26 protein-coding genes and 3 tRNA genes are annotated in these 24,554 nt (G+C 71.2%); 16 read left to right on the forward strand and 13 right to left on the reverse strand.

Going from position 1 to position 24,554, the window contains the following annotated elements:
• Positions 1-10 precede the first annotated feature (10 nt).
• From E0H26_RS25750 to E0H26_RS25785, 8 genes are all read left to right on the forward strand, one after another.
• Positions 11-1,165: a polyprenyl synthetase family protein gene (locus E0H26_RS25750; RefSeq protein ID WP_131308132.1), complete on the forward strand. Its 1,155-nt coding sequence runs from the start codon at positions 11-13 to the stop codon at positions 1,163-1,165.
• The gene (gene crtI, locus E0H26_RS25755; RefSeq protein WP_131308134.1) at positions 1,165-2,667 is read left to right on the forward strand and encodes a phytoene desaturase family protein; all 1,503 of its coding nucleotides are present in this window, start codon (positions 1,165-1,167) and stop codon (positions 2,665-2,667) included. The genes E0H26_RS25750 and crtI overlap by 1 nt, the downstream gene beginning before the upstream one ends.
• A 55-nt stretch (positions 2,668-2,722) precedes the next feature.
• Positions 2,723-3,313: an isopentenyl-diphosphate Delta-isomerase gene (idi, locus tag E0H26_RS25760; RefSeq protein WP_131308136.1), complete on the forward strand. Its 591-nt coding sequence runs from the start codon at positions 2,723-2,725 to the stop codon at positions 3,311-3,313.
• Positions 3,303-4,253: a MerR family transcriptional regulator gene (locus tag E0H26_RS25765; RefSeq protein WP_131308138.1), complete on the forward strand. Its 951-nt coding sequence runs from the start codon at positions 3,303-3,305 to the stop codon at positions 4,251-4,253. Before idi ends, E0H26_RS25765 begins: the two co-directional genes overlap by 11 nt.
• Positions 4,254-4,379: 126 nt before the next feature.
• Positions 4,380-5,177 carry a polysaccharide deacetylase family protein gene (locus E0H26_RS25770; RefSeq protein WP_131308140.1) on the forward strand — a complete coding sequence of 266 codons (798 nt, stop codon included), beginning with the start codon at positions 4,380-4,382 and terminating at the stop codon, positions 5,175-5,177.
• 143 nt (positions 5,178-5,320) lie between these two features.
• Positions 5,321-5,393: transfer RNA gene (locus tag E0H26_RS25775), tRNA-Glu, on the forward strand.
• Positions 5,394-5,426: 33 nt separating this feature from the next.
• Positions 5,427-5,500: transfer RNA gene (locus E0H26_RS25780), tRNA-Asp, on the forward strand.
• Between the two features lie 103 nt (positions 5,501-5,603).
• Positions 5,604-5,677, forward strand: a tRNA-Phe gene (locus E0H26_RS25785).
• A 145-nt stretch (positions 5,678-5,822) separates the two neighbouring features.
• Here the strand turns inward: E0H26_RS25785 and E0H26_RS25790 are convergent.
• Complete coding sequence (locus E0H26_RS25790) at positions 5,823-6,149, reverse strand: hypothetical protein (RefSeq protein ID WP_131308142.1); 327 nt, start codon at positions 6,147-6,149, stop codon at positions 5,823-5,825.
• A 47-nt stretch (positions 6,150-6,196) separates the two neighbouring features.
• Here E0H26_RS25790 and E0H26_RS25795 point away from each other — a divergent pair, with 47 nt between their 5' ends.
• Both E0H26_RS25795 and E0H26_RS25800 read left to right on the forward strand, forming a co-directional pair.
• On the forward strand, positions 6,197-6,919 hold the full coding sequence (locus E0H26_RS25795; RefSeq protein ID WP_131308144.1) for a class I SAM-dependent DNA methyltransferase: 723 nt from the start codon (positions 6,197-6,199) through the stop codon (positions 6,917-6,919).
• Positions 6,873-7,385 (forward strand): SRPBCC family protein, encoded by a 513-nt coding sequence (locus E0H26_RS25800; protein WP_131308146.1) that lies wholly within the window; start codon positions 6,873-6,875, stop codon positions 7,383-7,385. The genes E0H26_RS25795 and E0H26_RS25800 overlap by 47 nt, the downstream gene beginning before the upstream one ends.
• A gap of 27 nt (positions 7,386-7,412) precedes the next feature.
• Here the strand turns inward: E0H26_RS25800 and E0H26_RS25805 are convergent, their stop codons facing one another.
• Complete coding sequence (locus tag E0H26_RS25805; protein ID WP_131308148.1) at positions 7,413-7,802, reverse strand: hypothetical protein; 390 nt, start codon at positions 7,800-7,802, stop codon at positions 7,413-7,415.
• Between the two features lie 153 nt (positions 7,803-7,955).
• On the opposite strand from E0H26_RS25805, the gene E0H26_RS25810 reads away from it, so the two are divergent.
• Positions 7,956-9,293, forward strand: coding sequence for an ABC transporter substrate-binding protein (locus E0H26_RS25810; RefSeq protein WP_131308150.1), 1,338 nt, complete (start codon positions 7,956-7,958; stop codon positions 9,291-9,293).
• 75 nt (positions 9,294-9,368) lie between these two features.
• Here the strand turns inward: E0H26_RS25810 and E0H26_RS25815 are convergent, their stop codons facing one another.
• Together E0H26_RS25815 and E0H26_RS25820 are read right to left on the reverse strand one after the other, a co-directional pair.
• Entirely contained in the window at positions 9,369-10,115 is a 747-nt protein-coding gene (locus E0H26_RS25815) for an enoyl-CoA hydratase/isomerase family protein (RefSeq protein WP_131308152.1), read from the reverse strand.
• Entirely contained in the window at positions 10,112-11,041 is a 930-nt protein-coding gene (locus E0H26_RS25820; RefSeq protein WP_240742378.1) for a 3-hydroxyacyl-CoA dehydrogenase family protein, read from the reverse strand. Before E0H26_RS25820 ends, E0H26_RS25815 begins: the two co-directional genes overlap by 4 nt.
• 193 nt (positions 11,042-11,234) lie before the next feature.
• On the opposite strand from E0H26_RS25820, the gene E0H26_RS25825 reads away from it, so the two are divergent.
• Positions 11,235-11,522 (forward strand): hypothetical protein, encoded by a 288-nt coding sequence (locus E0H26_RS25825; protein WP_131308154.1) that lies wholly within the window; start codon positions 11,235-11,237, stop codon positions 11,520-11,522.
• Between the two features lie 68 nt (positions 11,523-11,590).
• Here the strand turns inward: E0H26_RS25825 and E0H26_RS25830 are convergent, their stop codons facing one another.
• A complete protein-coding gene (locus tag E0H26_RS25830) occupies positions 11,591-12,379 on the reverse strand; it encodes a class I SAM-dependent methyltransferase (RefSeq protein WP_131308156.1) in 789 nt (262 codons plus the stop codon).
• Between the two features lie 54 nt (positions 12,380-12,433).
• Here E0H26_RS25830 and E0H26_RS25835 point away from each other — a divergent pair, with 54 nt between their 5' ends.
• The gene (locus E0H26_RS25835) at positions 12,434-12,814 is read left to right on the forward strand and encodes a PPOX class F420-dependent oxidoreductase (protein WP_131308158.1); all 381 of its coding nucleotides are present in this window, start codon (positions 12,434-12,436) and stop codon (positions 12,812-12,814) included.
• Positions 12,815-13,064: 250 nt separating this feature from the next.
• Here the strand turns inward: E0H26_RS25835 and E0H26_RS25840 are convergent, their stop codons facing one another.
• Together E0H26_RS25840 and E0H26_RS25845 are read right to left on the reverse strand one after the other, a co-directional pair.
• On the reverse strand, positions 13,065-13,274 hold the full coding sequence (locus E0H26_RS25840) for a BldC family transcriptional regulator (RefSeq protein ID WP_007073996.1): 210 nt from the start codon (positions 13,272-13,274) through the stop codon (positions 13,065-13,067).
• A 253-nt stretch (positions 13,275-13,527) separates the two neighbouring features.
• Positions 13,528-14,367 carry a DUF8083 family protein gene (locus E0H26_RS25845; protein ID WP_131308160.1) on the reverse strand — a complete coding sequence of 280 codons (840 nt, stop codon included), beginning with the start codon at positions 14,365-14,367 and terminating at the stop codon, positions 13,528-13,530.
• A 229-nt stretch (positions 14,368-14,596) separates the two neighbouring features.
• Here E0H26_RS25845 and E0H26_RS25850 point away from each other — a divergent pair, with 229 nt between their 5' ends.
• Together E0H26_RS25850 and E0H26_RS25855 are read left to right on the forward strand one after the other, a co-directional pair.
• Positions 14,597-15,679 carry a Glu/Leu/Phe/Val family dehydrogenase gene (locus E0H26_RS25850; RefSeq protein ID WP_131308162.1) on the forward strand — a complete coding sequence of 361 codons (1,083 nt, stop codon included), beginning with the start codon at positions 14,597-14,599 and terminating at the stop codon, positions 15,677-15,679.
• Between the two features lie 296 nt (positions 15,680-15,975).
• Positions 15,976-16,188 (forward strand): DUF3073 domain-containing protein, encoded by a 213-nt coding sequence (locus E0H26_RS25855; RefSeq protein ID WP_131308165.1) that lies wholly within the window; start codon positions 15,976-15,978, stop codon positions 16,186-16,188.
• Between the two features lie 145 nt (positions 16,189-16,333).
• Here E0H26_RS25855 and amcA read toward each other — a convergent pair whose 3' ends face one another.
• The 5 genes from amcA to E0H26_RS25880 all read right to left on the reverse strand — a co-directional run bounded on the left by amcA (position 16,334) and on the right by E0H26_RS25880 (position 21,113).
• Positions 16,334-16,570 (reverse strand): multiple cyclophane-containing RiPP AmcA, encoded by a 237-nt coding sequence (gene amcA, locus E0H26_RS25860; RefSeq protein WP_165521986.1) that lies wholly within the window; start codon positions 16,568-16,570, stop codon positions 16,334-16,336.
• Positions 16,539-17,642 carry a cyclophane-forming radical SAM peptide maturase AmcB gene (gene amcB, locus E0H26_RS25865; protein WP_338106237.1) on the reverse strand — a complete coding sequence of 368 codons (1,104 nt, stop codon included), beginning with the start codon at positions 17,640-17,642 and terminating at the stop codon, positions 16,539-16,541. The genes amcA and amcB overlap by 32 nt, the downstream gene beginning before the upstream one ends.
• A gap of 172 nt (positions 17,643-17,814) precedes the next feature.
• On the reverse strand, positions 17,815-18,969 hold the full coding sequence (gene purM / locus E0H26_RS25870) for a phosphoribosylformylglycinamidine cyclo-ligase (RefSeq protein WP_131308174.1): 1,155 nt from the start codon (positions 18,967-18,969) through the stop codon (positions 17,815-17,817).
• A gap of 61 nt (positions 18,970-19,030) precedes the next feature.
• Complete coding sequence (purF, locus tag E0H26_RS25875) at positions 19,031-20,632, reverse strand: amidophosphoribosyltransferase (RefSeq protein WP_131308177.1); 1,602 nt, start codon at positions 20,630-20,632, stop codon at positions 19,031-19,033.
• Positions 20,633-20,792: 160 nt separating this feature from the next.
• On the reverse strand, positions 20,793-21,113 hold the full coding sequence (locus tag E0H26_RS25880; RefSeq protein ID WP_420812892.1) for a sterol carrier family protein: 321 nt from the start codon (positions 21,111-21,113) through the stop codon (positions 20,793-20,795).
• A gap of 241 nt (positions 21,114-21,354) precedes the next feature.
• Here E0H26_RS25880 and E0H26_RS25885 point away from each other — a divergent pair, with 241 nt between their 5' ends.
• The gene (locus tag E0H26_RS25885; RefSeq protein ID WP_240742381.1) at positions 21,355-23,658 is read left to right on the forward strand and encodes a carboxypeptidase regulatory-like domain-containing protein; all 2,304 of its coding nucleotides are present in this window, start codon (positions 21,355-21,357) and stop codon (positions 23,656-23,658) included.
• 136 nt (positions 23,659-23,794) lie between these two features.
• On the opposite strand, the gene E0H26_RS25890 is transcribed toward E0H26_RS25885, so the two are convergent.
• Positions 23,795-24,550 (reverse strand): 2-phosphosulfolactate phosphatase, encoded by a 756-nt coding sequence (locus E0H26_RS25890; RefSeq protein ID WP_131308185.1) that lies wholly within the window; start codon positions 24,548-24,550, stop codon positions 23,795-23,797.
• Between the last annotated feature and the right edge of the window lie 4 nt (positions 24,551-24,554).

The following is a 24,554-nucleotide window of genomic DNA, read 5'->3' on the forward strand; positions in this document are numbered from 1 at the left end:
GCTCAGCCACATGGCCAACGACCAGCCAACGGGTAACCTGCTTCGCGTGTTGCCTGAACAGCCGGTCGGTGGAGACGAACCGATTCCGGCCGTCCTGGCGGCGTACACGCAGGATCTCGTCACCGCTGTCGAGGGTTCCCTCACGGATTTCCTGAACGCCGAGGTCGACGCACTCACCGATATCGACCCGGCGATGGGCGGGTTCGCCGCCACGGCCCGCGACTGCGTCCTCGCCGGTGGCAAGCGGGTCCGCCCGACCTTCGCCTACTGGGGGTGGCGCGGGATCGCCGGGCGCGACGAGCCACTCGACGGGGTGCTGCCCGCGCTGGCCACACTGGAGCTCCTGCACACCTTCGCCCTGGTCCACGACGACGTGATGGACGCCTCCGCCACCCGTCGAGGCCGGCCCACCGCCCACGTCGCCGTGGCCGCCCAGCATGCGGCCGCCGGGCGCAACGGCGACTCCGGCCGGTTCGGCGAGGCGGTCGCGGTGCTGATCGGCGACCTCTGCATGGTCTGGGCCGACCAGTTGCTGGCCCGGGCCACGCTGCCGCCGGGCCGGCTACTGGAGGTACGACGCGGCTACGACCGGATGCGGGTGGAAACGGTCGCCGGGCAGTACCTCGACATCCTCGGCGAGACCGATCCGGCGAACTGGTCGGTCAACCGGGCGCTACGGGTCGCCCGCTACAAGACCGCCAGCTACACCGTCCAGCGCCCCCTGCTGTTCGGCGCCAGCCTGGCCGGCGTCGACGACGGCACCCCCCTGGCCGCCGCGTACACCCGCTACGGTCTCGCGGTGGGCGAGGCCTTCCAACTCCGCGACGACCTGCTCGGCGTCTACGGCGACCCGATCACCACCGGTAAACCGGCCGGCGACGACCTGCGCACCGGCAAGCCGACCGCCCTGCTGATGCTGGCCCGCGAGTTGGCCTCCCCGGCCCAGCGTCAGGCGTTGGACGACACCGGCTCGCTCGGCGACGAGCCCGAGGTGGCCCGGCTGGCCGAGGTCGTGCTCGACACCGGCGCGGTCGGCCGGATCGAGCGAATGATCGACGAGCGGGTCCGGGACGCCCTGACCGCGCTCGACACCGTCACCATCGACGAGACCGCCCGCACCGCGCTGGTCGGCCTCGCCACCGCGGCCACCAACCGGCGGTCGTGATGGGCAGCAGGTGGTCGCCACCGCGGACGGTCGGCGGGCGAACCGACCGGGTGGTGGTTGTCGGGGCGGGCCTCGGCGGTCTGGCCTGCGCCCTGCACCTGGCCGGCAGCGGACGGCAGGTGACCCTGCTGGAGCGCGAGCCGGTGCCGGGCGGCCGGGCCGGTCGGCTCAGCGTCGACGGCTACGAGTTCGACACCGGCCCGACCGTGCTCACCATGCCCGACCTGATCGCCGAGGCGCTCGGCGCGGTCGGCGAGGAGCTGGCCGACTGGCTCGACCTGGTCCCCCTCGACCCGGCCTACCGGGCCTACTACCCGGACGGGTCGACGCTGGACGTGATCACCGACACGGCCCGGATGGCGGCGGAGATCTCCCGGGTCTGCGGGCCCCGAGAGGCCGACGGCTATCTGCGCTTCGTCGACTTCGCCCGCAACCTGTGGCGGCTGGAACGAACCGACTTCATCGAGCGGAACTTCGACGCACCCACCGACCTGATCACCGCCAACCTGCTCAAGCTGATGGCCACCGGCGCCTTCCGGCGACTGCAAACCAAGATCGATCAGTTCTTCCGAGACCCCCGTACCCGACGGATCTTCTCCTTCCAGGCGATGTACGCCGGTCTGTCGCCACACGACGCGCTGGCCATCTACGCGGTGATCGCGTACCTCGACTCGGTGGCCGGGGTCTACTTCCCGCGCGGCGGCATCCACGCGGTCTCCCGGGCCCTGGCCGGGGCAGCGGAAAAGCACGGCGTACGGATCCGGTACGGCACCACGGTGACCCGGGTGGAGACCGCGAACGGCCGAGCCACCGGAGTGCTGACCGCCGAGGGCGAGTTCGTCCCCGCCGACGCGGTGGTACTCAACCCCGACCTGCCGGTGGCGTACCGCGACCTGCTCCCGCCGGCCCGCCAACGGCGGCTGGCCTACTCACCGTCCTGCGTCGTCCTGCACGTCGGCTCGACCCAGGGATACCGGCAGATCGCCCATCACAACATCCACTTCGGCCGCGCCTGGAAGGGCACCTTCGACGAGGTCATCCGGCGTGGCGAGTTGATGACGGACCCGTCCCTGCTGGTCACCAACCCGAGCCGGACGGATCCGGCGGTGGCGCCCGCCGGCCGGCACACCTACTACGTCCTCGCGCCCGTGCCCAACCTCGACCGGGCGCCGTTCGCCTGGCGCGGCGACCTCACCGCCCGCTACACCGACCGCCTGCTCGCCACCCTCGAAGAACGCGGCTACGTCGGCTTCGGCGCGGGCGTCGAGGTGCTCCAGGCGATCACCCCGGCCGAGTGGGCGGAGCAGGGCATGGCGGCGGGCACCCCCTTCGCCGCCGCGCACACGCTGTTCCAGACCGGGCCGTTCCGGCCCGCGAACCTGCACCGAGCGCTCTCCAACGTGGTCTTCGTCGGCTCCGGCACCCAGCCCGGCGTCGGAGTCCCGATGGTGCTCATCTCCGGCAAGCTCGCTGCCAGCCGCATCACCGGAGGACGCCGATGAGTTTCTGCCGCGCGACGCGCCCGAGCCCAGCCGTCACGAACAGAGGAATGGACTGATGGCCCCGTCCCGGGAGAGCCACCTGGTCGAGTTGGTGGACGAGGCGGGCCAGCCCGTCGGCTCGGCCACCGTGGCCCTCGCCCACCAGCCGCCCGGCCAACTGCATCGCGCCTTCTCCGTGTTGCTGGTGGCGCCGGACGGTCGGGTGCTGCTGCAACGCCGAGCGGCGATGAAGACCCGCTTCCCGTTGCGCTGGGCCAACTCCTGCTGCGGTCATCCCCAGCCGGGTGAGTCCCTGTCCGAGGCCGCCAACCGTCGGCTCGGCGAGGAACTGGGCGTCGGCCCGGTCCCGCTGGCCGAGGTCGGTGTCTACCGATACCAGGCCGAGGATCCGACCACCGGGCGGATCGAGGTCGAGTACGACCACGTGCTGCGGGGCGAGTTCCGGCCGGACACGCAGCTGCGCCCGGAGCCGTCGGAGGTCGCCGAGGTCCGCTGGGTGGATCCGGTGACCCTGGCCACCCAGCTGATCGAAGATCCCGACGCGTACGCCCCGTGGCTGGGCGGGGTGGTGGACCGGCTGCTGCACCCGTCGGGCCCCGCCCCGGTGCCGGCCAGCGACGCGCCGGAGAAGTCGGGTGGTCGATGAGGCGCTGAGCGCCGGGGCGGTCGCCCGCCGGCTGGGCATCGCGGTGACCACACTGCGCACCTGGCACCAGCGGTACGGCCTCGGGCCCAGCGAACACGTACCCGGGCACCACCGGCGCTACACCGCGGCCGACCTGGCCCGGCTGGAAATCATGAACCGGCTCACCGCCGAAGGGGTCAGCCCGGCGGAGGCGGCCCGCTGGGCCCGGCAGGCGCCGGAACCGGTGTCCGCCCGAGGCCCGCGCACCGCCCGGTCGAGAAGCGCGCGGGCCGGCGGCGGCGCGACCATCCCGGTCAACCGCGCCGGCCCGGTGGCACGCGGCCTGGCCCGAGCGGCGATGCGACTGGACGCCGCGACGATCAGCGAGACCATCACCCGGTCCATCGCCACCGACGGGGTAGTCGGCACCTGGGACCGCCTGCTCCGCCCGGTGCTGGTCGGCGTCGGTGAGCGGCATGCCGCGACCGGCGCGCTGATCGAGGTGGAGCACCTGATCTCCCGGTGCGTCTCGGCGGCGTTCGCCGCGGTCGTGGCGGCCCGGCCGGCCGTCCCCGGACGACCACCCCGCATCCTGCTCTCCTGCGCCGACGAGGAGCAGCACAGCCTGCCGTTGGAGGCGCTCGCGGCGGCGCTGGCCGAGGCCGGCGTCAACCACCGGATGCTCGGCGCCCGGGTGCCGGTGGCCGCGTTGCTGGACGCGGTCGACCGGACCGGGCCGGCCGCCGTGGTCGTCTGGTCACACACCCGGATCACCGCCGATCCGGCCCAGCTCGTCGCGCTGCTCAGCGCGGCACGCCGGCCACTGCTCGTCCTCGCCGCCGGGCCCGGCTGGCGTGCCGACACCCTGCCCGCCGGGGTGGTACGCCCCGCCGATCTGGCCGAGGCGGTCTCGCTCGCCATCGCCGTACGCGACTCGCTGGACCGGTCCGCCGCGTCCTGACCGGCCGTGGCGGCGCCGGCCACCGCGACGCTGAGAGCCACCGCATCCTGACCCGCTGTCGATCCACCGAAAAGGGATGAACTAGCGTCAGGGCCTGCGTACCCGAACCCCTCTCGGGAGCGAACGATGCGTCCTCGCGTTCTGCTCGCCTGCGTCACCGGTCTGGCCGTCCTGTTCCTGTCCGGCTGCGGCGCGAGTTCCTCCGAGCCCACTGCGGCACCCGCCAGCCCACCTCCGTCGGCCGCCCTGCCGCCGGAGGCCGCGCCCGCGCCGAGCCCCACCCCCTCGCCAACGCCCACGCTGCGGGCGCTGCCGGCCAAACTACCGGCCGGCCTGGTCCGGACCACCGGAGTCGATCAGGTGGCCCTCACCTTCGACGACGGCCCGGACCCGGCCTGGACACCGAAGGTGCTGGACCGGCTGAAGGCGGCCAAGGTCAAGGCCACCTTCTGCGTAGTGGGTACCCAGGTCCGCAAATACCCGGAGCTGGTCCGGCGGATCGCCCGGGAGGGGCACCAGCTCTGCAACCACAGCTGGAACCACGACCTGGACCTGGCCCGGCGACCGGTCGCCGAGATCCGCGCCGACCTGACCCGGACGAACCGGGAGATCCGGCGGGCGGTGGCCGACGCGGAGGTGCCGTACTACCGGCAGCCCGGCGGCCGGTGGACCGCCGAGGTGGTGAAGGTGGCCAAGCAGTTGGACATGCGGTCGCTGCACTGGACGGTCGACCCGAAGGACTGGGCCAGACCGACCGCCGCCACGATCCGGAAGCGGGTGCACCGCGCCGCAAAGCCCGGCGCGGTGATCCTGCTGCACGACGGGGGCGGCAACCGGGCCGCCACGTTGGCCGCCTGCCCGAAGCTGATCGCCGCCCTGAAGCGCGACCACGGCGTGACCAGGCTCCCGCTAAACCCCTCCTGACCTGCGGTTTTACGAACAGCTGCGGCTGGGGCCATACCGGTTTGGTCGTCCGGTGAGACATCACGTATGCTTTCCAAGCCTCCGGCGGGGCCGGATGGGAGCAAGTCCGCACAGAGTTGCGAATGTGCAATGATGGCGGGGCCGCCCTCATCGTCTAGCGGCCCAGGACGCCGCCCTTTCAAGGCGGTAGCACGGGTTCGAATCCCGTTGGGGGCACGGTCCGGCTTCGGCCGGAGGCAACACCAGCTAGGTCCTGTGGAGCAGTTGGAGTGCTCGCCGCCCTGTCAAGGCGGAGGTCGCGGGTTCAAGTCCCGTCAGGACCGCAAGCGCTGACGCCGCGCATACCCGCGCGGCGTTCTGCGTATCGGGGTAAGCAACCCACTCGGCGGCCATCCCGTCGGCCGGGTAGCATGACCCGAGCAACACGGCCAGGTAGCTCAGTTGGTACGAGCGTCCGACTGAAAATCGGAAGGTCGGCGGTTCGACCCCGCCCCTGGCCACATAGCCTTTCGCCGGGCTACACAGCGCCGACCAGCGGAAACGCCGGTCGGCGCTGTCCTAGCTGCGGATCTTGGTACGGAACGGTCCCCATGAGGGCTGTCCCCATGAGGGCTGTTCCATACCAAGATCCCGCGAGAGCAGAACCTAGTCGCTTCGCCAGACGTACCAGCCGGCCGCCGCCACGGCGAGTAGCAGGGCCAACATCAACAGCGCTCCTCCGGCCGGGGTGGGCATCGGAATGAGGAACGGTGCCTGCTGGGCCAGCAGGCTGGCGCCGATCAGCGCCTGGCCGCCGCCGATGCGCACTGGCTGGGACTGTTGGCGCGCCTTCATCCGGGTGATCCGCACCCAGGCCGCCGGGAAACTCCGCGACACGACGACCCGGACGCCGAACGCGAGCAGGCCAAGGCTGAGGATCACGAGCACGAGTCGGAGGGTGGTCCACAGCGGGTCCGGATCGCTCACGCTCATGCGGCCCATCATCAAGCCACGGGTCAAACCCGGCTACGGTCAGCGGCATGGTCGATCCCGCCTACCTGAGCGCCATCCAGGAGTCGTACGACAGGGTCGCTGAGGAGTACGTCAAGGTCGTGCCGGACCGGTTCGCGGAGGATGCGCTCGGACGCGGGATGCTCGCCGCCTTCGCCGAACTGGTACGCGCCAACGGCCGGCAGCCGGTCGCCGACCTCGGCTGCGGTCCGGGTCACGTGACGGCCCACCTGAAGTCGCTCGGCGTACCCGCGTTCGGGGTCGATCTCTCCGCGAAGATGGTGGAGATCGCTCGTCGGAGGTTTCCCGCCCTGCGGTTCGAGGTCGGGTCGATGACCGCGCTCGACGTTGCGGACGGGCAACTCGGTGGCATCGTCGCCTGGTGGTCGATCCTCCACCTGCCTCGTACGGCGCTGCCGGCGGTGTTCGCCGAGTTCAACCGCACACTCGCCGCCGGCGGCAGCCTGCTGGTCGGGTTCCACGTCGGCGACGAGGAACTGCGTCCCGAGCGGGCGTACGGCCATCCGGTGGCCTACCGGACCCAGCTGCTGTCGCCGGACACCGTCGCGGACCTGTTGCACCAGGCTGGTCTGGTGGTCACCGCGCGGCTGGTGCAGGAGCCCGGCGAGGGGTTCAACCGGCCACAGGCCTGCCTGCTGGCGCGCAAGCTGCGCAGCGGGGCACCAGCCGGTATGGTCCGGGCCTATGGGACACGGGACACCCCATCCGACCGAAGTCCAACAGGAGTATGAGCGGTTCGCGTTGCGCAGCAGTCTGCTGGTTCCCGTCTCCGTGGAAGCGGCGTACGCGGCGTTCACCGGCAGTCTCGCCGACTGGTGGGTGACGGAGTACACCTGGTCCGGGCCGAACGTGCTCGCCGAGTTGGGCATGGAGTCCCGGGCCGGCGGGATGCTCTACGAGATCGGCCCCTACGGCTTCCGCAACGACTGGGGGCGGGTACTGACCTGGGATCCGCCCCGCCGCCTGGTCTTCACCTGGCAGATCGGCCCGGATCGGGCGCCGGTGCCCGACCCGGCGCGGGCCAGCGAGGTCGAGGTGCTCTTCACACCGGCGGAATCCGGCACCCTGGTCGAGGTCACGCACCGGCACTTCGACCGGCACGGTGAGGCGGCCGAGGGCTACCGGCAGGCGCTCACCGCCGGCTGGCACGAGTTGCTCTCCCGCTATGCCGGGACCGTGCTCGGCCATGCGGCATGAGGCCGGCCGGGCCGGGTGCGCGGACGGTCAGGTGGCCCGGTGTCGCAGGGTGGCCACGGTCGAACCGGCGAGGGTGAGCAGGCATTCCGGCAGCAGCCCGTCGGCCGCCGCCGCGCCGAACAGGGCCTGCGCCGTGTCGAGGTCGGAGTTGGCGTACGCGCTGACGAAGCGGGCCACCCACCGGGCGTCGTACCCGGCCTGGTCGATGCCCGGAAAGTCGAGCGCACAGGCCCCCTCGGGCACCTGGTCACCGACCATGGTCGCGGCCAGACACCACGCCACACCGTACGCGCCAGCGAGACCGGCCCGGTCGACGACCGCGTCGAAGGTCCCCACCACGGCGTCGGAGTCTCCGTCGAGCGCCGAGCTGAGGATCGCAGTAGCGTCGGCAAGCGTCTGCTGTGGCGAGTCGGTCACCCACCGCACGGTAGGGGTACCCGTCAAGGAGCCCACGGCAGCTACTCTCCGTACATAACGAAGGCGACCTGCGGATAGACGGGCCTCCACGGTCCCGCCGCCCATCGCGGCACGCTAGTCTGCGCAGCGGACCTTCGCGGAGGAAGGACGACAATGCACATGTCACGCGGCACACGGAGCGCCGTCATGGCGGTCTGCGCCACGGTCCTGCTCGCCACCAGCGCTTGCGGGGATGACCAGCCCGAGGAGGCGACCGCCCAACAGGTGCGTCTCTACGGCACCGACGGCAACATGTCCAACTCGTACGCGGACGAGCTGGGAGATCGCGCCAACCTGGTCGATGGCATGAAGGGCACGACCCCGCTCACACCGCTGCCTGAGGACTTCAAGAAGCGGCTACTGTCCGTCGACCCGGAGCTGGATGGCTTCCTCTACGCCGCCGAGGCGTACGACGCGGTGGTGATCAGTGCGCTCGCTGCGGAGATCGCCGGCACCACCGATCCGGCGGCCATCGCCAAGCAGATCGTCGGTGTCACCAACAACGGCACCCGCTGCGGGACGGTGAGCCAGTGCCTGCGGTTGATCCGCGACGGTAAGGACATCGAGTACCGCAGCGTCTCGATCACCCGGGCCGGGTTCACCGACGCCGGTGAGCCGGCCACCGCCAGCTACGCCACGTTGCACTTCGACGGGCAGGAGCTCAACGACGCCAAGACGGAGTTCGTCGGTGCGGGCGACGAGTCCGCCGCGAGCAGCAAGCGGCCGCCGCGCGGGAGCACCACGTCCGCCGACGCGCCGCTCGTCCTCGGCGGTCTGCTGCCCAAGACCGGTGACCTCGCCATCGCCTACCCGCCGCTGGCCGCCGGTGCCGCGCTGGGGATCAAGGAGATCAACGCCGCCGGTGGGGTGCTCGGCGAGGACGTGGTCTGGATCGACGGCGACGACGGCACCAACCCGGCGGTCGCCAAGGCGACCGTGGCCCGGCACGTCGGTGCCGGCGTCCACGTGATCATCGGCGCGGGCGGCTCCGGAATCTCCGCCGCCGTGCTGGAGGACGTGGTGAAGGCGGGCCGGATCCTCTTCTCCCCGTCGAACACCGCGGCGAGCCTGACCGAGGCCGACGACCGTGGCCTCTATTTCCGCACCGCCCCGCCGGACGGGCTTCAGGGTCGCGCGCTGGCCGACGTGATCCTGCGGGACGGCCCGCAGAAGATCGCGATCGTGGCCCGTAAGGATTCCTACGGCGAGGGTCTCCAGAACACCGTCCGGGCCGAGCTGGAACGGGCCGGGTTCGGTGGCGACAAGGTGAAGCTGCTCGGCTACCAGCCCGGCGAGGACGCCGACGCCGCGCCGATCGACTTCAGTGCGGGCGCCAAGGAGATCAAGAATTTCGGCGCCGACGCCGTCCTGATCATCGGCTTCGGTGAGTCCGCCGCTGTTGTCCGGGCACTCGCCGACGCCAACGTACCGCTGGCCGCCCTCGGCAGCTGAGCCGCGCCGGTTTCGCGCCAGCCACTGCACGCGACGGCCGCACCGACCTACGTCGGTGCGGCCGTTTTCGTCATCTCAGCGTCCGCGCCGCCGGTCGAGGAACTCCGTCATCCGCCGGCGCTTCTCCTCGTCCTCGAAGAGCACCGCCTGGCTGACCAGGTCCAGTTGCGGGTGCGCGGCGGGCGGGGCGTCGACGGCGAGCTTGGTCAACCGAAGTGCCAACGCCGAGCCCTTGGCCATCTCGTCGATCAGCTCGTGCGCCGTCGGCAACAGTTCGTCCGGGGACGCCACCACCCGGTTCACCAGACCGATCCGCAGTGCCTCCGCCGAGTCCACCCGCCGGCCGGTGAACAGCAGCTCCTTGGCCCGGGCCTCGCCTACCAGCGCCGGCAGCCGGTGCGTCGCGCCGGCACCGGCCAGGATGCCCAGCCGCACCTCCGGCTGGCCGAACACCGCCCGCTCCGTACACACCCGCAGATCGCAGGCGTACGCCAGCTCGGCGCCACCGCCGAGCGCCGGGCCGTCGACGGCCGCCACGGTCGGCATCGGTAGCGCCCGGATCCGGGCGAAGGCGGCCGAGTTGATCGCGGCGAGCGCGTCCAGCCGTCCCCGCTCGCGCAGTTGGGCGATGTCGGCGCCGCCCGCGAAGATCCCGTCGGTGCCGCCGGTCAGCAGCAGCATCCGGGGGCGGGCCTCCAACTCGGCGCAGACCTCGTGCAGCGCGGCGATCAGGTCGGCGTCGATGGCGTTGCGCTTCTCCGGCCGGTCGAGGGTGACCACCAGCCGGTCCGTACGCTCCTCGACCCGCAGTCCGGCGCTCATCGCGTCGCTCCGGGTGTGGTGCCCGGGTCACCGGCGGTCGGGCCGTCCAGGCCGGGCAGTTCGGTGCCGCCCGAGCGGACGCCGTCGACCCAGTGGTAGAAGCCCTGGCCGGACTTCTTGCCCAGCCGCCCTGCGGCGACCAGTTCCACCAGCAGCGGCGGCGGGGCGAACCGGTCGCCGTACGCGGCCTGGAGGGTACGGGCGATGTCGAGGCGCACGTCCAGGCCCACCAGGTCGGTCAGTTCCAGCGGACCGACCGGATGCCGGTAGCCGAGCACCATCGCCTTGTCGATGTCGGCCGGGCTGGCCACCCCGTCGGCGAGCATCCGGATGGCCTCCAGCCCCAGGGTGACCCCGAGGCGGGAGGTGGCGAAGCCGGGCATGTCGCGTACCACGACCGGGTCCTTGCCCAGCCGGCCGGCGAGCCCACTGGCCGCCTCGGTGGTCGCTGCGGCGGTGGCCGGCCCGACCACGATCTCCAGCAGCGCCATGGCCCAGACCGGGTTGAAGAAGTGCAACCCGCAGAAGCGCTCGGGGTGGGCCAGCCCGGCGGCGAGGTCGGCGATGGCGATGCTGGAGGTGTTGCTGCCCAACAGCGCCGGTTCCCGCTTCTCCGCCTCGGCCAGCACCGCCCGCTTGAGGTCGAGCCGTTCCGGTACCGCCTCCACGATCACGTCGGGTGCCGGGGCGACCTCGGCGAGCCCGGCCCGCAGGGTGACCCGGTTTCGGTTGGCGGCGGCCTGTTCGGCGGTCAGCTTGCCGCGCTGCACCGCCCGGTCCCACAACTGGGCGAGCCGCTCGACGGCAGCGCCGCCCCGGGCCCGGTCGACCTCGACCAGTTCCACCGCGTAGCCCGCGCCGGCCGCCACGTACGCGATGCCCAGTCCCATCGTGCCGGCGCCAACCACCACGAATCGCTCAGTCATTGCCACCCCACCGCACCGTGACGCTTCTCGGCTCCCGGGCGCCGCCGACGCGCGGGATCGCCGCCACGCCGGAGCCGGTCCGTACCCTCCGCTCAGTCATGGTGCGACCCTATGCAGCACCGATCATCGCCGCGTGCGTGGGGGCGGGCGAGATCGGGTAGAGATCGCTGACAACCAAGGGAAGGACTAGCTGATGAGCCAGGCACCGGAGACCGCGGGGACCGAGGAAACCGTCGAGACGCGTGGCGACGAGCGCATCGAGCTGCTGCGCGCCGACACCAACAACGACGGCCGTACCGACGTCTGGGTGGTCGACACCGACGGCGACGGCAAGGCCGACCTGTTCCAGTTCGACACCGACGGCGACGGCAAGGTGGACGTCACCATGGTCGACATCGACGAGGACGGCCAGCCCGACGAGATCGTCGACGGCGACGGTGGCCTCCCCCCGGAGCAACTCCCACCCACCATCCAGGTCTGAGCTGAAAGGAAGGGCCCCCTGTTAACGCCTCCGGTATAGCAGGGGGCCCCTCTTAACATCTGTGCCCGTTAACGTCCCGGCCCGCTCAGCCGCAGCGTGGCGAGGTAGTACGGGGCGTCCCGGTCGTCGATGTCGGTCAGCCGCCAGGCGGTGCCCCGGACCAGTTCGGCCAGTTCGTCCGGGGAGCAGACCAGATAGTCGAACCACGGGGTGCCCAGCTCGCGGTAGCGCAGCCGCAGCCGCAGTTGCCCACCGAGGCGGCCCCGGCGCCGGTTGTGTTCGTGGTAGCCGGTGTGCACCGGGTCGCGAGTGCCGTACGGATCGGTGCCCTGGGCGATCACCTGCGCCCCGGGGTGGGCCATCGCGGCCAGCGCGGCGAGGAAGCCGGCCGCTCGTTCGCGGCCCTCCAGCAGCCCGAGGTTGTTGCCGAGCAGCAGGAACGTGTCGTAGCGCCGCCCGCTCCCGGCGTGCTCGTCCACCGTGCCGTGCACCAGGTCCCGTACGCCCCGGCGGCGGCACACCTGGAGCGCGCCGGGTGAGACGTCCAGTCCGGTGACCGCGACGTCGCGTTCCTGGAGCAGCAGCGCGATCCGCCCAGCGCCCACGCCGACGTCCAGCGTGGCACCGCGTACCCGGTCCACCGCCCGGTGGTCGTGCGGTTGCCACTCCTGCGGCCCGTCGAGGTACTGAGCGGCCGGCGCCCCGTTGACCAGTCCGTCGTCACGCTCGATGATCTCGATGACCGGGCGGGGTACGCGCCCGCCGGCAAGTGGCCGAGGACCGACCCCGGTGGCCACGGCCAGCGCGTCGCGCAGCAGTTCCCCGAAGACGTCACCGATTCGTGGTTCTCCTGTCACATCCGCCACGCTATCGGCCTGCCCAGTCTCCGGTCGCGACCGTATTCTGAGCGGGTGACCACGTTGGACCGCCTGGCGGCGGAGAAATACATCCTCCTCACGACCTTCCGCAAGGACGGCCGAGCGGTGCCGACGCCGGTCTGGGCGGTCCGCGACGGCGATGCCCTGGCGGTGTGGTCCGCTTCGGACGCCGGCAAGGTGAAGCGAATCCGTCGCAGCGGGGAGGTCACGGTGGCGCCGTGCGACGTACGCGGCCGGCCGCACGGCGCGGCGGTGCCCGCCCGAGCGACCCTCTACGACCCCGGTAAGACCGAGCGCATTCGCGGCCTGATCAAGCAGAAGTACCGGATGATCGGCCGGCTGACGCTGCTCGGCAGCCGGCTACGTCGCGGCGAGGGCGGCACGGCCGGCATCCGGATCGAACTGACCGCCTGAGCGCCGAGCCCGATCTGGTCGGCCGGGCGAACGACCCGACGGTACGGCACGGCTTGTCGCAACGGCACGCCTTCACGCAACGGCACGGCTTGTCGCAACGGCACGGCCCGTAAGACAGCCGGGTGCCCCCGAGCGGGCGGCTGGGCGGCCGGCCGAGGGATCGGCGGGGCGACCAACCCTGGACGTGCCGAAGGGCGGCGGATCCGACGATCCGCCGCCCTTCGGAGAAGCTCTGCTATCTACCGTCCGGTCAGTCCCCTTGACGCTGCTGCGGAATCTGGCCCTGCAACAGTGCCCTGACCTCCGACTCCCGGTAGCGGCGGTGGCCGCCCAGGGTCCGGATGGCGCTCAGCTTGCCAGCCTTGGCCCACCGGGTCACCGTCTTCGGGTCGACACGGAACATCGACGCCACCTCGGCCGGTGTGAGTAGCGGCTCTGGTTCGTGCGTTCGCGATGCCATCGGTCACTCCTCCACATGTATAGACATCGGCCGGGGTCCCGCCGGCCGACGCGTCTCCCATGGTCCGGCTAGTCCCCGATGTCCGACATGGGCCGAACGGCCGAACGTCCCTAGACGGACGGATGAACCATGCCCGATTTATGCGACTTTTACACGCCAGAAAGTATCTTATTCGGACTCATGATCACGGTTCGTGATGCATCAACTACGAAGGAGCCTCGCATTGTTGTCCCGCATTTCGGACAATGCGGGACTAGTTACACCGCTCCAGGAGTTGCACGGCCCGCCAGCGGGCGACCAGCTTGTCGTACGCCGTGGACGCCTCTTCCGCCTCGCCCCGGGACAGCCCGGCCAGGCCCGCGGCCACCAATTCCGGCGAATCGTCGGCGGCCAACGTCTCGTCCGAGAGCAACTCGACCAGCCCGCCGTAGTCCAACTCGACCACGGAGCGCGGATGGAACTCCTCCAGCCACCGGGCGGCCTCCTCGACCGCCTCGGTGATCGGCGCGTCCCCGACCGACTTGCGCAACACCGACAACGCCCGGGAGGAGCGACGCCGCGCCTTCGAGATGTCCGTCCGGAAACGCAGCGCCCGGCGCCCGGGGGCGGTGACGTGATGCCGCTCCTCGGCGTCGAACAGCACGAACCAGCGCAGCGGCACGCCCCACGTCGCGATCTGCTCGTGCACCCGGGGCACGCCACGTTCCAGCACCCGGGCCCCGCTGCGCCAGTCCTCCACCACCGCCTTCGCCTGCCCGGCGAGCACGGGCGGCACGAACGCGTCCGCCAACACCGGGGGAACACCGTCCCGCGCGCTCAACGCCGCCTCGGCCACCCGGATCCGCAGGTTCCACGGGCACACCAACAGCGTCTCGTCGGCCTCCAGGACGTACGCCTCTTCCGGCAGGTCGGGCAGCCGGGTCCAACCGGCGCCGAGCGCCTCGATCACCGAGGTCCGCTGCCGGCCCGGCCCTTCCACCGGCGCCACTGCCCGCCCCTGCTCGACGTAGCGCCGCCAGTACGCCTGGCGGTCCCGGTCGAAGGCGGCCAACGGCTCGTACACGCGCAGGTATGAAGCGAAGAGCGACGGCACGGCGCGATCCTCCCACGAACCGCAAGCCGAGCGTTGCTCGGCGTCATCGTGGCTGGACGCGCCGAGTGCGGCGGGCGGCTCCGGGGCCGCGTCCGCGGGCCGGAACGACGGTGCCGGCGAGAGCAGCCGGCGGGCGGCCGATACTAGGCTCGCAACACCGGCAGCATCCCCGCCGGCGTACACCAGGTCCGCGTCCCACAAGGACGCCCGCCGACACAGGAGCCAAGTCATGGGCGTATTCGCCGCTACCGACGACCCGGAATCCACGGGTCACGAGCAGGTCGTGTTCTGCCAGGACAAGCAGACCGGCCTCAAGGCGATCATCGGCATCTACTCCACCGCGCTGGGTCCCGCGCTCGGTGGCACCCGCTTCTACCCGTACTCCAGCGAGGAGGCCGCCCTCGCGGACGTCCTCGATCTCTCCCGTGGCATGGCGTACAAGAACGCCCTCGCGGGGCTGGACCTGGGTGGCGGTAAAGCGGTCATCTGGGGTGACCCGGGGCAGATCAAGACCGAGGCGCTGCTGCGCGCGTACGGTCGCTTCGTGGAGTCGCTGGGCGGCCGGTACTACACCGCCTGCGACGTCGGCACCTACGTGCCGGACATGGACGTGATCGCCCGCGAGACCCGCTACGTCACCGGGCGCAGCGTCGAGCACGGCGGGGCCGGGGACTCCTCGATCCTCACCGCCTGGGGTGTCTTCCAGGGCATGCGGGCGGCGGCCGAGCACGTCTGGGGCGCGCCGACGCTGCACGGCAAGCGGGTCGGCGTCGCGGGCCTGGGCAAGGTCGGCAAGTACCTGGTCGGCCACCTGGTCGACGACGGCGCCGAGGTGGTCGCCACCGACGTCAACCCGCAGGCACTGGAGTGGGCCCGCACCACCTACCCGCAGGTGTCGCTGGTCGACGACGCCACCGCGCTGGTCGCCGCCGACATCGACGTGTACGCCCCCTGCGCCCTCGGCGGCGCGCTCAACGACGACACGGTGGCGACGCTACGCGCGAAGGTGGTCGCTGGAGCTGCCAACAACCAGCTCGCCCACCCGGGTGTCGAGAAGCTGCTCGCCGATCGCGGCATCCTCTACGCGCCGGACTACGTGGTGAACGCCGGCGGTGTGATCCAGGTCGCCGACGAGATCGAGGGCTTCGACTTCGAGCGGGCCAAGCTGCGCGCCACCCGGATCTACGACACCACCCGGGAGATCCTCCGACTCGCCGACGCCGACGGCATTCCGCCGGCGGTGGCAGCGGACCGGCTGGCCGAGCGGCGGATGGCCGAGATCGGCCGGCTGCGCACGATCCACCTACGTTGACGGCGCGCCGTCGAGGGCGGGCCGGGCGTGATTCCGCCCTCGACGGTCAATCCTGGCTAAACTGAAGATACGACGCGTTCGTGAGGTTTCGCCCTGTGTCACGACCGTTCCCGGCATCGCTCCTTACCGGGTACAATGGGTGACGACTGCACGACCGCAACTCGCGGCGACGGTCGACGGTAACCCGAGGTGCCGAACGGTGGCATCCCCATGTACCGTAAGAGCCACGAGAGATGCCTGACGTCATCGGGGCCCGCCTTCGGGCTGCCCCGCATTCTGTGCGAGGGGGTCGAGCCATGGGGCGCGGCCGTGCTAAGGCCAAGCAGACAAAGGTGGCCCGGGAGTTGAAGTACCACTCCCCGAACACCGACCTCGCCGCCTTGCAGCGAGAACTCGGCGGCAGCGGCAAGTCGGACCACAACTTCGACGACGACTACAAAGAGTACGTCGACGATGACGAGGACCACGCCGAGGACGACCCGGACAACTGGGTCCGTCCGACCCGCTGACCCCCGGTCACATCTGAGCACGCGGTAACTCCCCGCGTGCTCACGCATGTGCCCGCTAGGCGGCGGCGTAACGCCCGACGATCCAAGGGCCTGCCACGCCCGGAAGATGCTCCGGCAACGTGGCAGGCCCTTGGCTCCGCCCAGGTCATCGTGGGCGGTTGTTCCAGTTGTAGAACGTCGGGATGTTCTCGAAGTGGTTCCAGGCGCAGACCGCGCTGGCGCCGTCACCACCCGTCACCTCCGCCCGTGCCTGTCGCGCGACCTCGGCCTCGTGCAGTAGAACGGCGAGCCCGGAAGCGGCCTCCCGCACCCGTGAGACGACCCGGTCGGACGCGTCTCCTGGCACTGGCTCAGACTCCCGGTGACTGGTGGTTTCGGGCATGCTCCAACACTCCCTCCAGTAGGCGGATCTTGCTGTTGCGGCAGTGCTCGGTCTCCGTACCGTCAAAACGCCCCAGCTCGAAGTACCGGTTGGCCGCGTGGCCCCCGCCACAGAAACCGAAGTACGGGCAGGACGAGCGGCACGCCTCCACCCCGGCCATGAACTCGCCGACCCAGGCCGTGCGCTCCGCTGCGGCGAGGATCGCGTGCAGCGGTGCGGCGAGCACGTTGCCGCTGCTGAAATCGCCGTAACGCGGATCGGTGAAGCCGGCGAGTTCGGGCGAGAGCACCACGACCGAGCCGTCGTGGGCGATCGTCGGGATCGGGTCCAGCCGGCCAGGCAGAAGATCGTCTGCCGAGTCGTCCAGGACCGCCGCGGCGTACCGCAACGACCACTCGATTTCCCGCAGGTGGATCCGTGGATCCCGGCGCCAGGCGGCCACCAGCTCGGCCCAGAACCCGGTCACCACGGCCGGGTCGTGGGCGTTGGCGCGGGTGTTGACTCCCTCGGTCTCCTCGATGTTCACACCGAGCACCTCACAGCCGAGGTCAAGGCAGTACTCGTACAGCTCCGTCGCCCGGCCCGGCACCGGGTCGTTCACCACGGCGAGCGCCGAGAACGGCAGGCCGTGGCGGCGCAACGCCGCCACACCCCGAACGATCCGGTCGTACGCGGGCCGGCCGGACCGGCTGACCCGGTCGCCGTTGCGCTCCCGGGGCCCGTCCACGCTCACGCTCACCCGCATGCGCTGTGCCGTGAAGAACTCGCACCACGCGTCGTCGATCAACGTGGCGTTGGTCTGTACGTGATGCTCCACGTCCGGGCTGAACGGCGCCATCAGCGCGGCCAGTTCCTCCCGGCCGGCGGCGAGCGGCTCACCACCGTGCCAGACCACCGAGAACCGCCCCGACGCCGCCCAGGGGTTCACCGAGGCGGCCACCGCCTCCGCCACCGCGACCGGCATCCGCCGGTCGACGGCCCGGAACGGCAGATAGCAGTAAGCGCAGTCCAGATTGCAGAGCGTGGTGGGCTGCATCACGACGTACGACGGGACGGCGGCCAGGCCGCGCATCCCGCGCAATGACCGTCCCCGCGCAGCCATCGCCCTCCTCATAGCGGTCGGGCTGCCGGGCACACCCCGGCAAGGGCGCGCCCCACAGCTTTGAGGGTGCCCTTCAGGCTAGGCCGCGACGGCCACTCGGGTGAAGCCCGGATCAGGTGCTCGGACGATCAATTCGGCGTGATCAGCCGCGGGTGTGCTGACCGACCATCTGCACCTCACCGGTGCCTTCGATGATCTCGCCCACCTGCCAGGCATCGACGCCCCGGCCGGTCAGCGTGGCCAGCGCCCGGTCGGCGTCCTCGGCCGAGACGATCGCGAACATGCCGACGCCCATGTTGAAGGTCGCCTCCATCTCCGGGTCCTCGATCCGTCCCTTGGACTGGATCAGGTCGAAGATCGGCTGCGGCTTCCAGGTGGCCCGGTTGACCACCGCGTCCACGTGCTCGGGCAGAATCCGGACCAGGTTGCCGGGGATGCCGCCGCCGGTGACGTGGGCCAGCGCCCGCACCTCCGCCTCGGCGATCAGCTTGAGGCAGTCCTGGGCGTAGATCTTGGTGGGGGTGAGCAGCTCCTCGCCGAGGGTGCGCTGCCGACCGAAGTCGTCGATCACCACGTCCAGCCGCATCCGCCCGGCACCGAGCAGGACGTGCCGGACCAGCGAGTAGCCGTTCGAGTGCAGACCGGACGAGCGCATGGCGATCACCACGTCGCCCACCTCGACCCGCTCGGAGCTGAGGATGGCGCTCTCCTCCACCACACCGACGCCGGTGGCGGAGATGTCGTACTCGTCCGGACGCAGCACGCCCGGGTGCTCGGCGGTTTCCCCACCGAGCAGCGCGCAACCCGCGTAGCGGCAGCCGTCGGCGATGCCGGCGCCGATCTCGGCGACCTTGTCCGGCACGACCTCGCCGGTGGCGATGTAGTCGAGCAGGAACAGCGGCTCCGCGCCGCAGGCGACCAGGTCGTCGACGACCATCGCGACCAGGTCGATGCCGACCGTGTCGTGGATGTCCATCTGCTGGGCGATCACCAGCTTGGTGCCGACACCGTCGGTGGACGAGGCCAGGATCGGGTTCTTGTACTTCGTGGTGTCCAGCCGGAACAGGCCGGCGAAACCACCGAGGTCGCCCATCACCTCCGGCCGGCGGGTCTGCTTCACCTTGGACTTCAGCAGCTCGACCGCGCGGTCACCCGCCTCGATCGACACGCCGGCGTCCGCGTACGAGACCGAGCGTTTGCGAGGTGAGCGGCCGGTGCCGGCAGTCCAGGGCTGGCGGTCGCCGCCAGCGCCGGTCGGGCTGCTTCCTGCGCCGCTGCGCTCGGACACGTGCGTCACGGTTCTCCCCTTTGTGGTTCTCGGCTGCCAGTCGACGGTGACCGACCGCAGCCGGGCGGTGCTACGGGCGGTTTGTGGTCGCCGACATCTTCAGGTCGGTGCGCGATGTCCGACGCGCCGGGCTGAGGTCGTCGTCGGCCCCCGCAGCGGCGACGAGCGGAGGGACGATCTGCTCGCCGGAATCGCTGTCGTCCGCGCTGTGTGCGACCCGACGGCCGATTCCTTCGAGGACGTGCTTACCGATCAGGTTGCCGGCGGGAAGCTCGATCGGATACTCCCCGTCGAAACACGCCCGGCACAGCCGGGTCTTCGGTTGCTCGGTCGCGGCGATCAGGCCGGGCAGCGAGACGTAGCCCAGCGTGTCAGCGCCGATGGAGCGCCGGATGCCGTCGTTGTCGAGGCCGTTGGCGAGCAACTCGGCCCGGGTGGCGAAGTCGATGCCGTAGAAGCACGGCCAGGACACCGGCGGCGAGGAGATGCGTACGTGCACCTCAAGTGCGCCGGCCTCGCGGAGCATCCGGACGATCGCCCGCTGGGTGTTGCCCCGGACGATGGAGTCGTCGACCACGACCAGCCGCTTGCCCCGCACGTTCTGGCGCAGCGGGTTGAGCTTGAGTCGGATGCCCAGCTGGCGCAGGGTCTGCGACGGCTGGATGAAGGTACGCCCGACGTACGGGTTCTTCATCAGGCCGGCGCCGTAGGTGATGCCGGACTCCTCGGCGTAACCGATCGCCGCCGGGGTGCCCGACTCCGGGACCGGGATGACCAGATCGGCCTCGACCGGGTGCTCCTTGGCCAGTTGGCGGCCGATCTGCACCCGGGCCGCATGCACGTTACGTCCGGCGATGGTGGCATCCGGACGGGCGATGTAGACGTACTCGAAGAGGCAGCCCTTGGGTTCGGGGGCGGCGAACCGGGTCGACCGCAGCCCGTCGGCGTCGATCGCGATCAGCTCGCCGGGCTCCACCTCGCGGACCACGCTGGCGCCGACGATGTCCAGCGCCGCCGTCTCGCTGGCCACCACCCAACCGCGCTCCAGCCGGCCCAGCACCAGCGGGCGTACCCCGTGCGGGTCACGCGCGGCGTAGAGCGTGGTCTCGTCCATGAAGACGAAGCTGAACGCGCCCCGGAGCTGCGGCAGCACCTCCAGCGCGGCGGCCTCGACGGAGAGATCCGGTCGGCCGGCCAGCAGCGTGGTCACCAACGAGGTGTCGTTTGTCGAACCGTCCGTGGTCAGCCCACGCTCGGTCACCTCGCGCTGCAGGTCGGCGGTGTTGATCAGGTTGCCGTTGTGCGCCAGCGCGATGGTCGTGCCGGAAGTGGTGGCACGGATCGTCGGCTGGGCGTTCTCCCAGGTCGAGCCGCCGGTCGTCGAGTACCGGGTGTGCCCGATCGCGACATGCCCGCGCAGGCTGGCCAGCGTCGGCTCGTCGAAGACCTGGGCGACCAGGCCGAGATCCTTGTAGACCACCACGCCGGAACCGTCGCTGACCGCTATTCCGGCCGCCTCCTGCCCCCGGTGCTGCAACGCGTACAGCCCGAAATAGGTCAGGTTGGCGACCTCTTCCTCAGGAGCCCAGACACCGAAGACGCCACAGGCGTCCTGGGGGCCGGGGCGTTGGGGATCAAGGTCGTGGCTCAGCCGGCCGTCGCCTCGGGGCACCTGCCGCTCCCTCTTGCTGGTCTGGACTGGCCTGGCGGAACCAAGGACCTGCTCCGCGCTGATCGGCCGGGACCACACTGTCGTCGCCTGACAGTGTACGCGAATCCATGTCGCCACATACAGTCACGTTGTCACCGCTTTAGGTCAGCGGAAACATGCGTCACTCCAGTTCGAGGGGCAGATACGGGGAAAGGTCCGCTCGATTTCCGCTCGCCCGTACGCGACCCTCCGTAACCGCCTGGGTCCAAACGAGTCGCCCTGTGGCCAACCCGAGCCAGGTTGCCGGATCCATCTCGACCGTGTTCGGAGGCGTACCGCGGGTGTGTCGCGGCCCCGAAACACACTGAACTACACCGTAAGGTGGGACACGCACCTCCACCGATCGGCCGGGGGCGCGGTCCGCGAGGGTGGTCAACAGGGCTCTGACCGCCTCACGGAAGACCGACCGTTCGGGTGTGCGCCCCTCGTCGAGCGCCGCCATCGCCGCCACGACCGCGGCGGACTTAATGTACGGAGAGGACACGACGGGACGATACGGCCTCCCCGCGCCGAGCATCACGCTGGCCCTGGGTCGCGCCGATCCGCCCCGACAAGGCATAGTTGCCGACGGCGTATTCGTACCGTGATGTTCCCCGGCCCGGCACCTGCCCGGCCATGGGAGGTCAGTCCGGAAGGCGGTGGACGTGTCAACACACCGACGAGCCTGGCAAAAGCGGGCCGGTGTGGTCGTGGCGCTGATTGTGGGTGCCCTGCTCGCGGTCCCCGCCACACCCGCCCTCGCCGCCCCGAGCGTCAACAATGTCTCGGCCTCTCCGAGCGCCGTTGAAGCGGGCAAGACCACCACGGTGAGCTACTCGCTCAGCTTCGAAGATGGCGCGGTCCCTGCGGACATCACCGTCAGCTCGAATAACGGAAAGCTGAGCTGCGTTGACGGCTGCGAGCGCAGGCGGGTTGACGCCAGTGGCACTTTCCAGGCGACCTTCCGGCTCGCCAATGACGCCTCCAACGGGTCTGCCACGATCACGGTCAAGGCCGTCGACTCCCAGGGCGTGATCCGACAGGAGGAGCAGGCATCGACAACCGTCACGATGGTTGCTGCCCCGCCGCCGCCGCCGACCAGCCAGGCGCCGCAGACGGTTCGGTCGATCTCCGGCAAGGTGGTCAACCAGGCCGGTGACGGGGTGCCGAACGCGTACGTCCTGCTCAAGGACAGCGCCGGTAAGCAGTACGACACCACCACCAACTCCGACGGCAACTTCCGCTTCACCGGCACCACCGACCGGCCCATCGCGCCGGGTCGGATCGATCTCGGTGCGAGCGCGAACAACATCCGCGAGGTCGTGAGCTTCACGGCGAACGCGGGTCAGAGCGTCACCGGGCAGCGGATCACCCTCGCCATCCAGGCGTCGAACAGCCCGAGCCCCACTCCCTCGGCCTCCGAGTCGGCGGTGCCCACCGAGGACCCGTTCGACGACGAGTTGACCGAGGAGGAGGAGACGCCCGGCGAGAGCGCGCCTGCCCAGACGCAGGCCAGCAACGAGGATTCCGGCGGCTTCGGCAGCTGGCTGCTGGTCCTGCTCGGCGGCCTCTTCGTGGCGGTCGGTGTCGGCACGATCGTGCTGCTCTGGATGAAGCGCAAGGAGAACGAGGACGCCGAGGTGGACGGGGACGCTCCCGCTGGTGCCCCCGGTGGCGCCGTGCCGGCTTCGCGGGGCTCCTTCGCCAGCGCGGACGACCAGACCCGGGTGGTGAACCGGGTCGGCAACACGCCGGACCCGACCATGGTCGGCGGTCCCGCGATGAGCAACGCGCCGACGATGATGCATCAGCCGGTCGTCGATGACGTACCGCCGGACCCGTACGGCGCGCCCGCACAGCCGTACGGCGCTGCGGGCGGCGCCGGCCAGGCATGGTCCGGCGGGGGCTACGGCGACGAGCCCGGCGGATACGGCGCCGCCGGCTACGGCAACGCCCCGTCCTCCGGTGGCGGCTACGGCAACGCCCCATCTTCCGGTGGTGGCTACGGCAACGCTCCCTCCTCCGGTGGCGGGTACGGCAACAACCCCTCGTCGGGCGGTGGCTACGGCAGCCGTGACTATGGCGCCGGCAGTGCCGGTGCCGACTACCCGCCGGCCGGTGGCGCCGCTGGGGCTGCTGGTGCTGCTGGTGCCGGTGGCTACGGCGGCGAGCGGTACGACGAGCCGACCGGCCGCTACAACGGTGAGGAGACCCGCTACCCGGCGCCCGCCGACCCGTACGCGACCGGGGTGTACGAGCCCGAGGCGGGCCAGGGCTACGGTCAGTCCGAGTCCACCGGTTACGGCCGTAACGAGCCGACCGGCGGCTACGGCCGCAACGAGCCCGTTGGGGGCTACGGCCGCAACGAGCCCACCGGCGGGTACGGCCAGAGCGAGCCCACCGGCGGATACGGTTCGGGCGACCGCGGTGGCTACACCCAGGGCACCCCGACCGGCGGCTACGGCCAGAGTGAACCGAGCGGCGGATACGGCCAGAGCGAGCCGACCGGCGGCTACGGGCAGAGCGCACCAGCCGGCGGATACGGCCAGGGCGCACCGAGCGGCGGATACGGCCAGAGCGAGCCGACCGGCGGGTACGGCCAGGGCGAGCCGACCGGCGGGTACGGCCAGAGCGAGTCCACCGGCGGCTACGGCGCACCAGCCGGTGGGTACGGCCAGGGCGGCGGATACGGGCAACCGGCTGGCGGCTACGGCCAGGGCGGCAACTACGACGACTCCGGCCGCTACGGTCAGGGTGGGTACGGCCAGGGCGGCGGCTACGGCCAGGAGCCCCCGCAGCAGCGCGGTGGTGGCTACGACAACAGCTACGACCAGGGCGGCGGCGGGTACGGTCAGGAGCCGCCACGCCAGCGCGGTGGCTACGAGAACAGCAGCTACGAACAGGGCAGTGGCGCGTACGGCGATTCGGCACAGACCGGCCGGGGTCGGCCCGATGGCGGACCGGCGGCCGAGCGCGGCGGACGCCGACTCGACTGGCTGGACGACTGAGCGCCCCTTCCTGGGGAGCGACACACCTGACAGCGCGACACCTGCCAGGCCGCATCTTGTGACAGCGGCGCGGTGACGGGGGACGAGGTCCGCCGCGCCGCGCCGTTGCCGTCGGCACCGCAGGTGCCGCTCTTCGTCAGGCGTTGGTGAAGACGCCGTGCCGCAGCACCGGCACGACCTCTGAGGTGTCGATGCGTACGGCGATCTCGACGTCCTCGGCGAAGCCGTCCTCGATCAACTCCCGGCCCGAGACGCCGCCCCGAACCGCTGCGGGTACGTCCGGAATGCTGGCCAGCGCGGCCAGGGCCACGGCCGCTTCCACCGACAGGCCGCCCGACACCCCGGAGAGCGCGTCCAGCACGCTCGCCGCGCCGAGCTGATCCTCGGCTGCCGGGCGCAGCGAGCCGTCCGGCCATCGCTCGCCGGTGGCGATCACGCCGATCGGTTGGGCGGTCGAGCCGTACCCCTCACGCAGTAGCCAGCGCCCGACGGCGCGGGCGTTGCGCAGGTTGGCCGCGATCACCGGTAGGCCGGTGGCGCTGGCGGCCGCGCTGATCGCCGACCCGTTCGGCGTTGGCAGCACCAGGTCGGACACGACCGGCGCCCGGCTCAACGCGGCCGGCGACAGCGACCACGGATGTTCGGGGGTGGCCTGCCGGCGGCCGGCGGCCGGGACGGCACCGACCCGGCGGGCATAGTCGGCGGCCTGTTCGCCCCAGGGAAAGGGATGCACCCGCATGCCCCGCCCGACGGCCACCTCGACGGTGGTGGTGAACGAGAGCACGTCCACCACCACCAACACCGCGCAGACCCGGCCGAGTTCGGCCGCCCCCGCGAGGCCCCAGTCGAACCGGGCCCCGGATCCGGGTTGGCCGAAGACGGGCCGGGTCAACGCC

It is taken from the genome of Micromonospora zingiberis (assembly GCF_004331455.1).
Lineage (GTDB): Bacteria > Actinomycetota > Actinomycetes > Mycobacteriales > Micromonosporaceae > Micromonospora > Micromonospora zingiberis.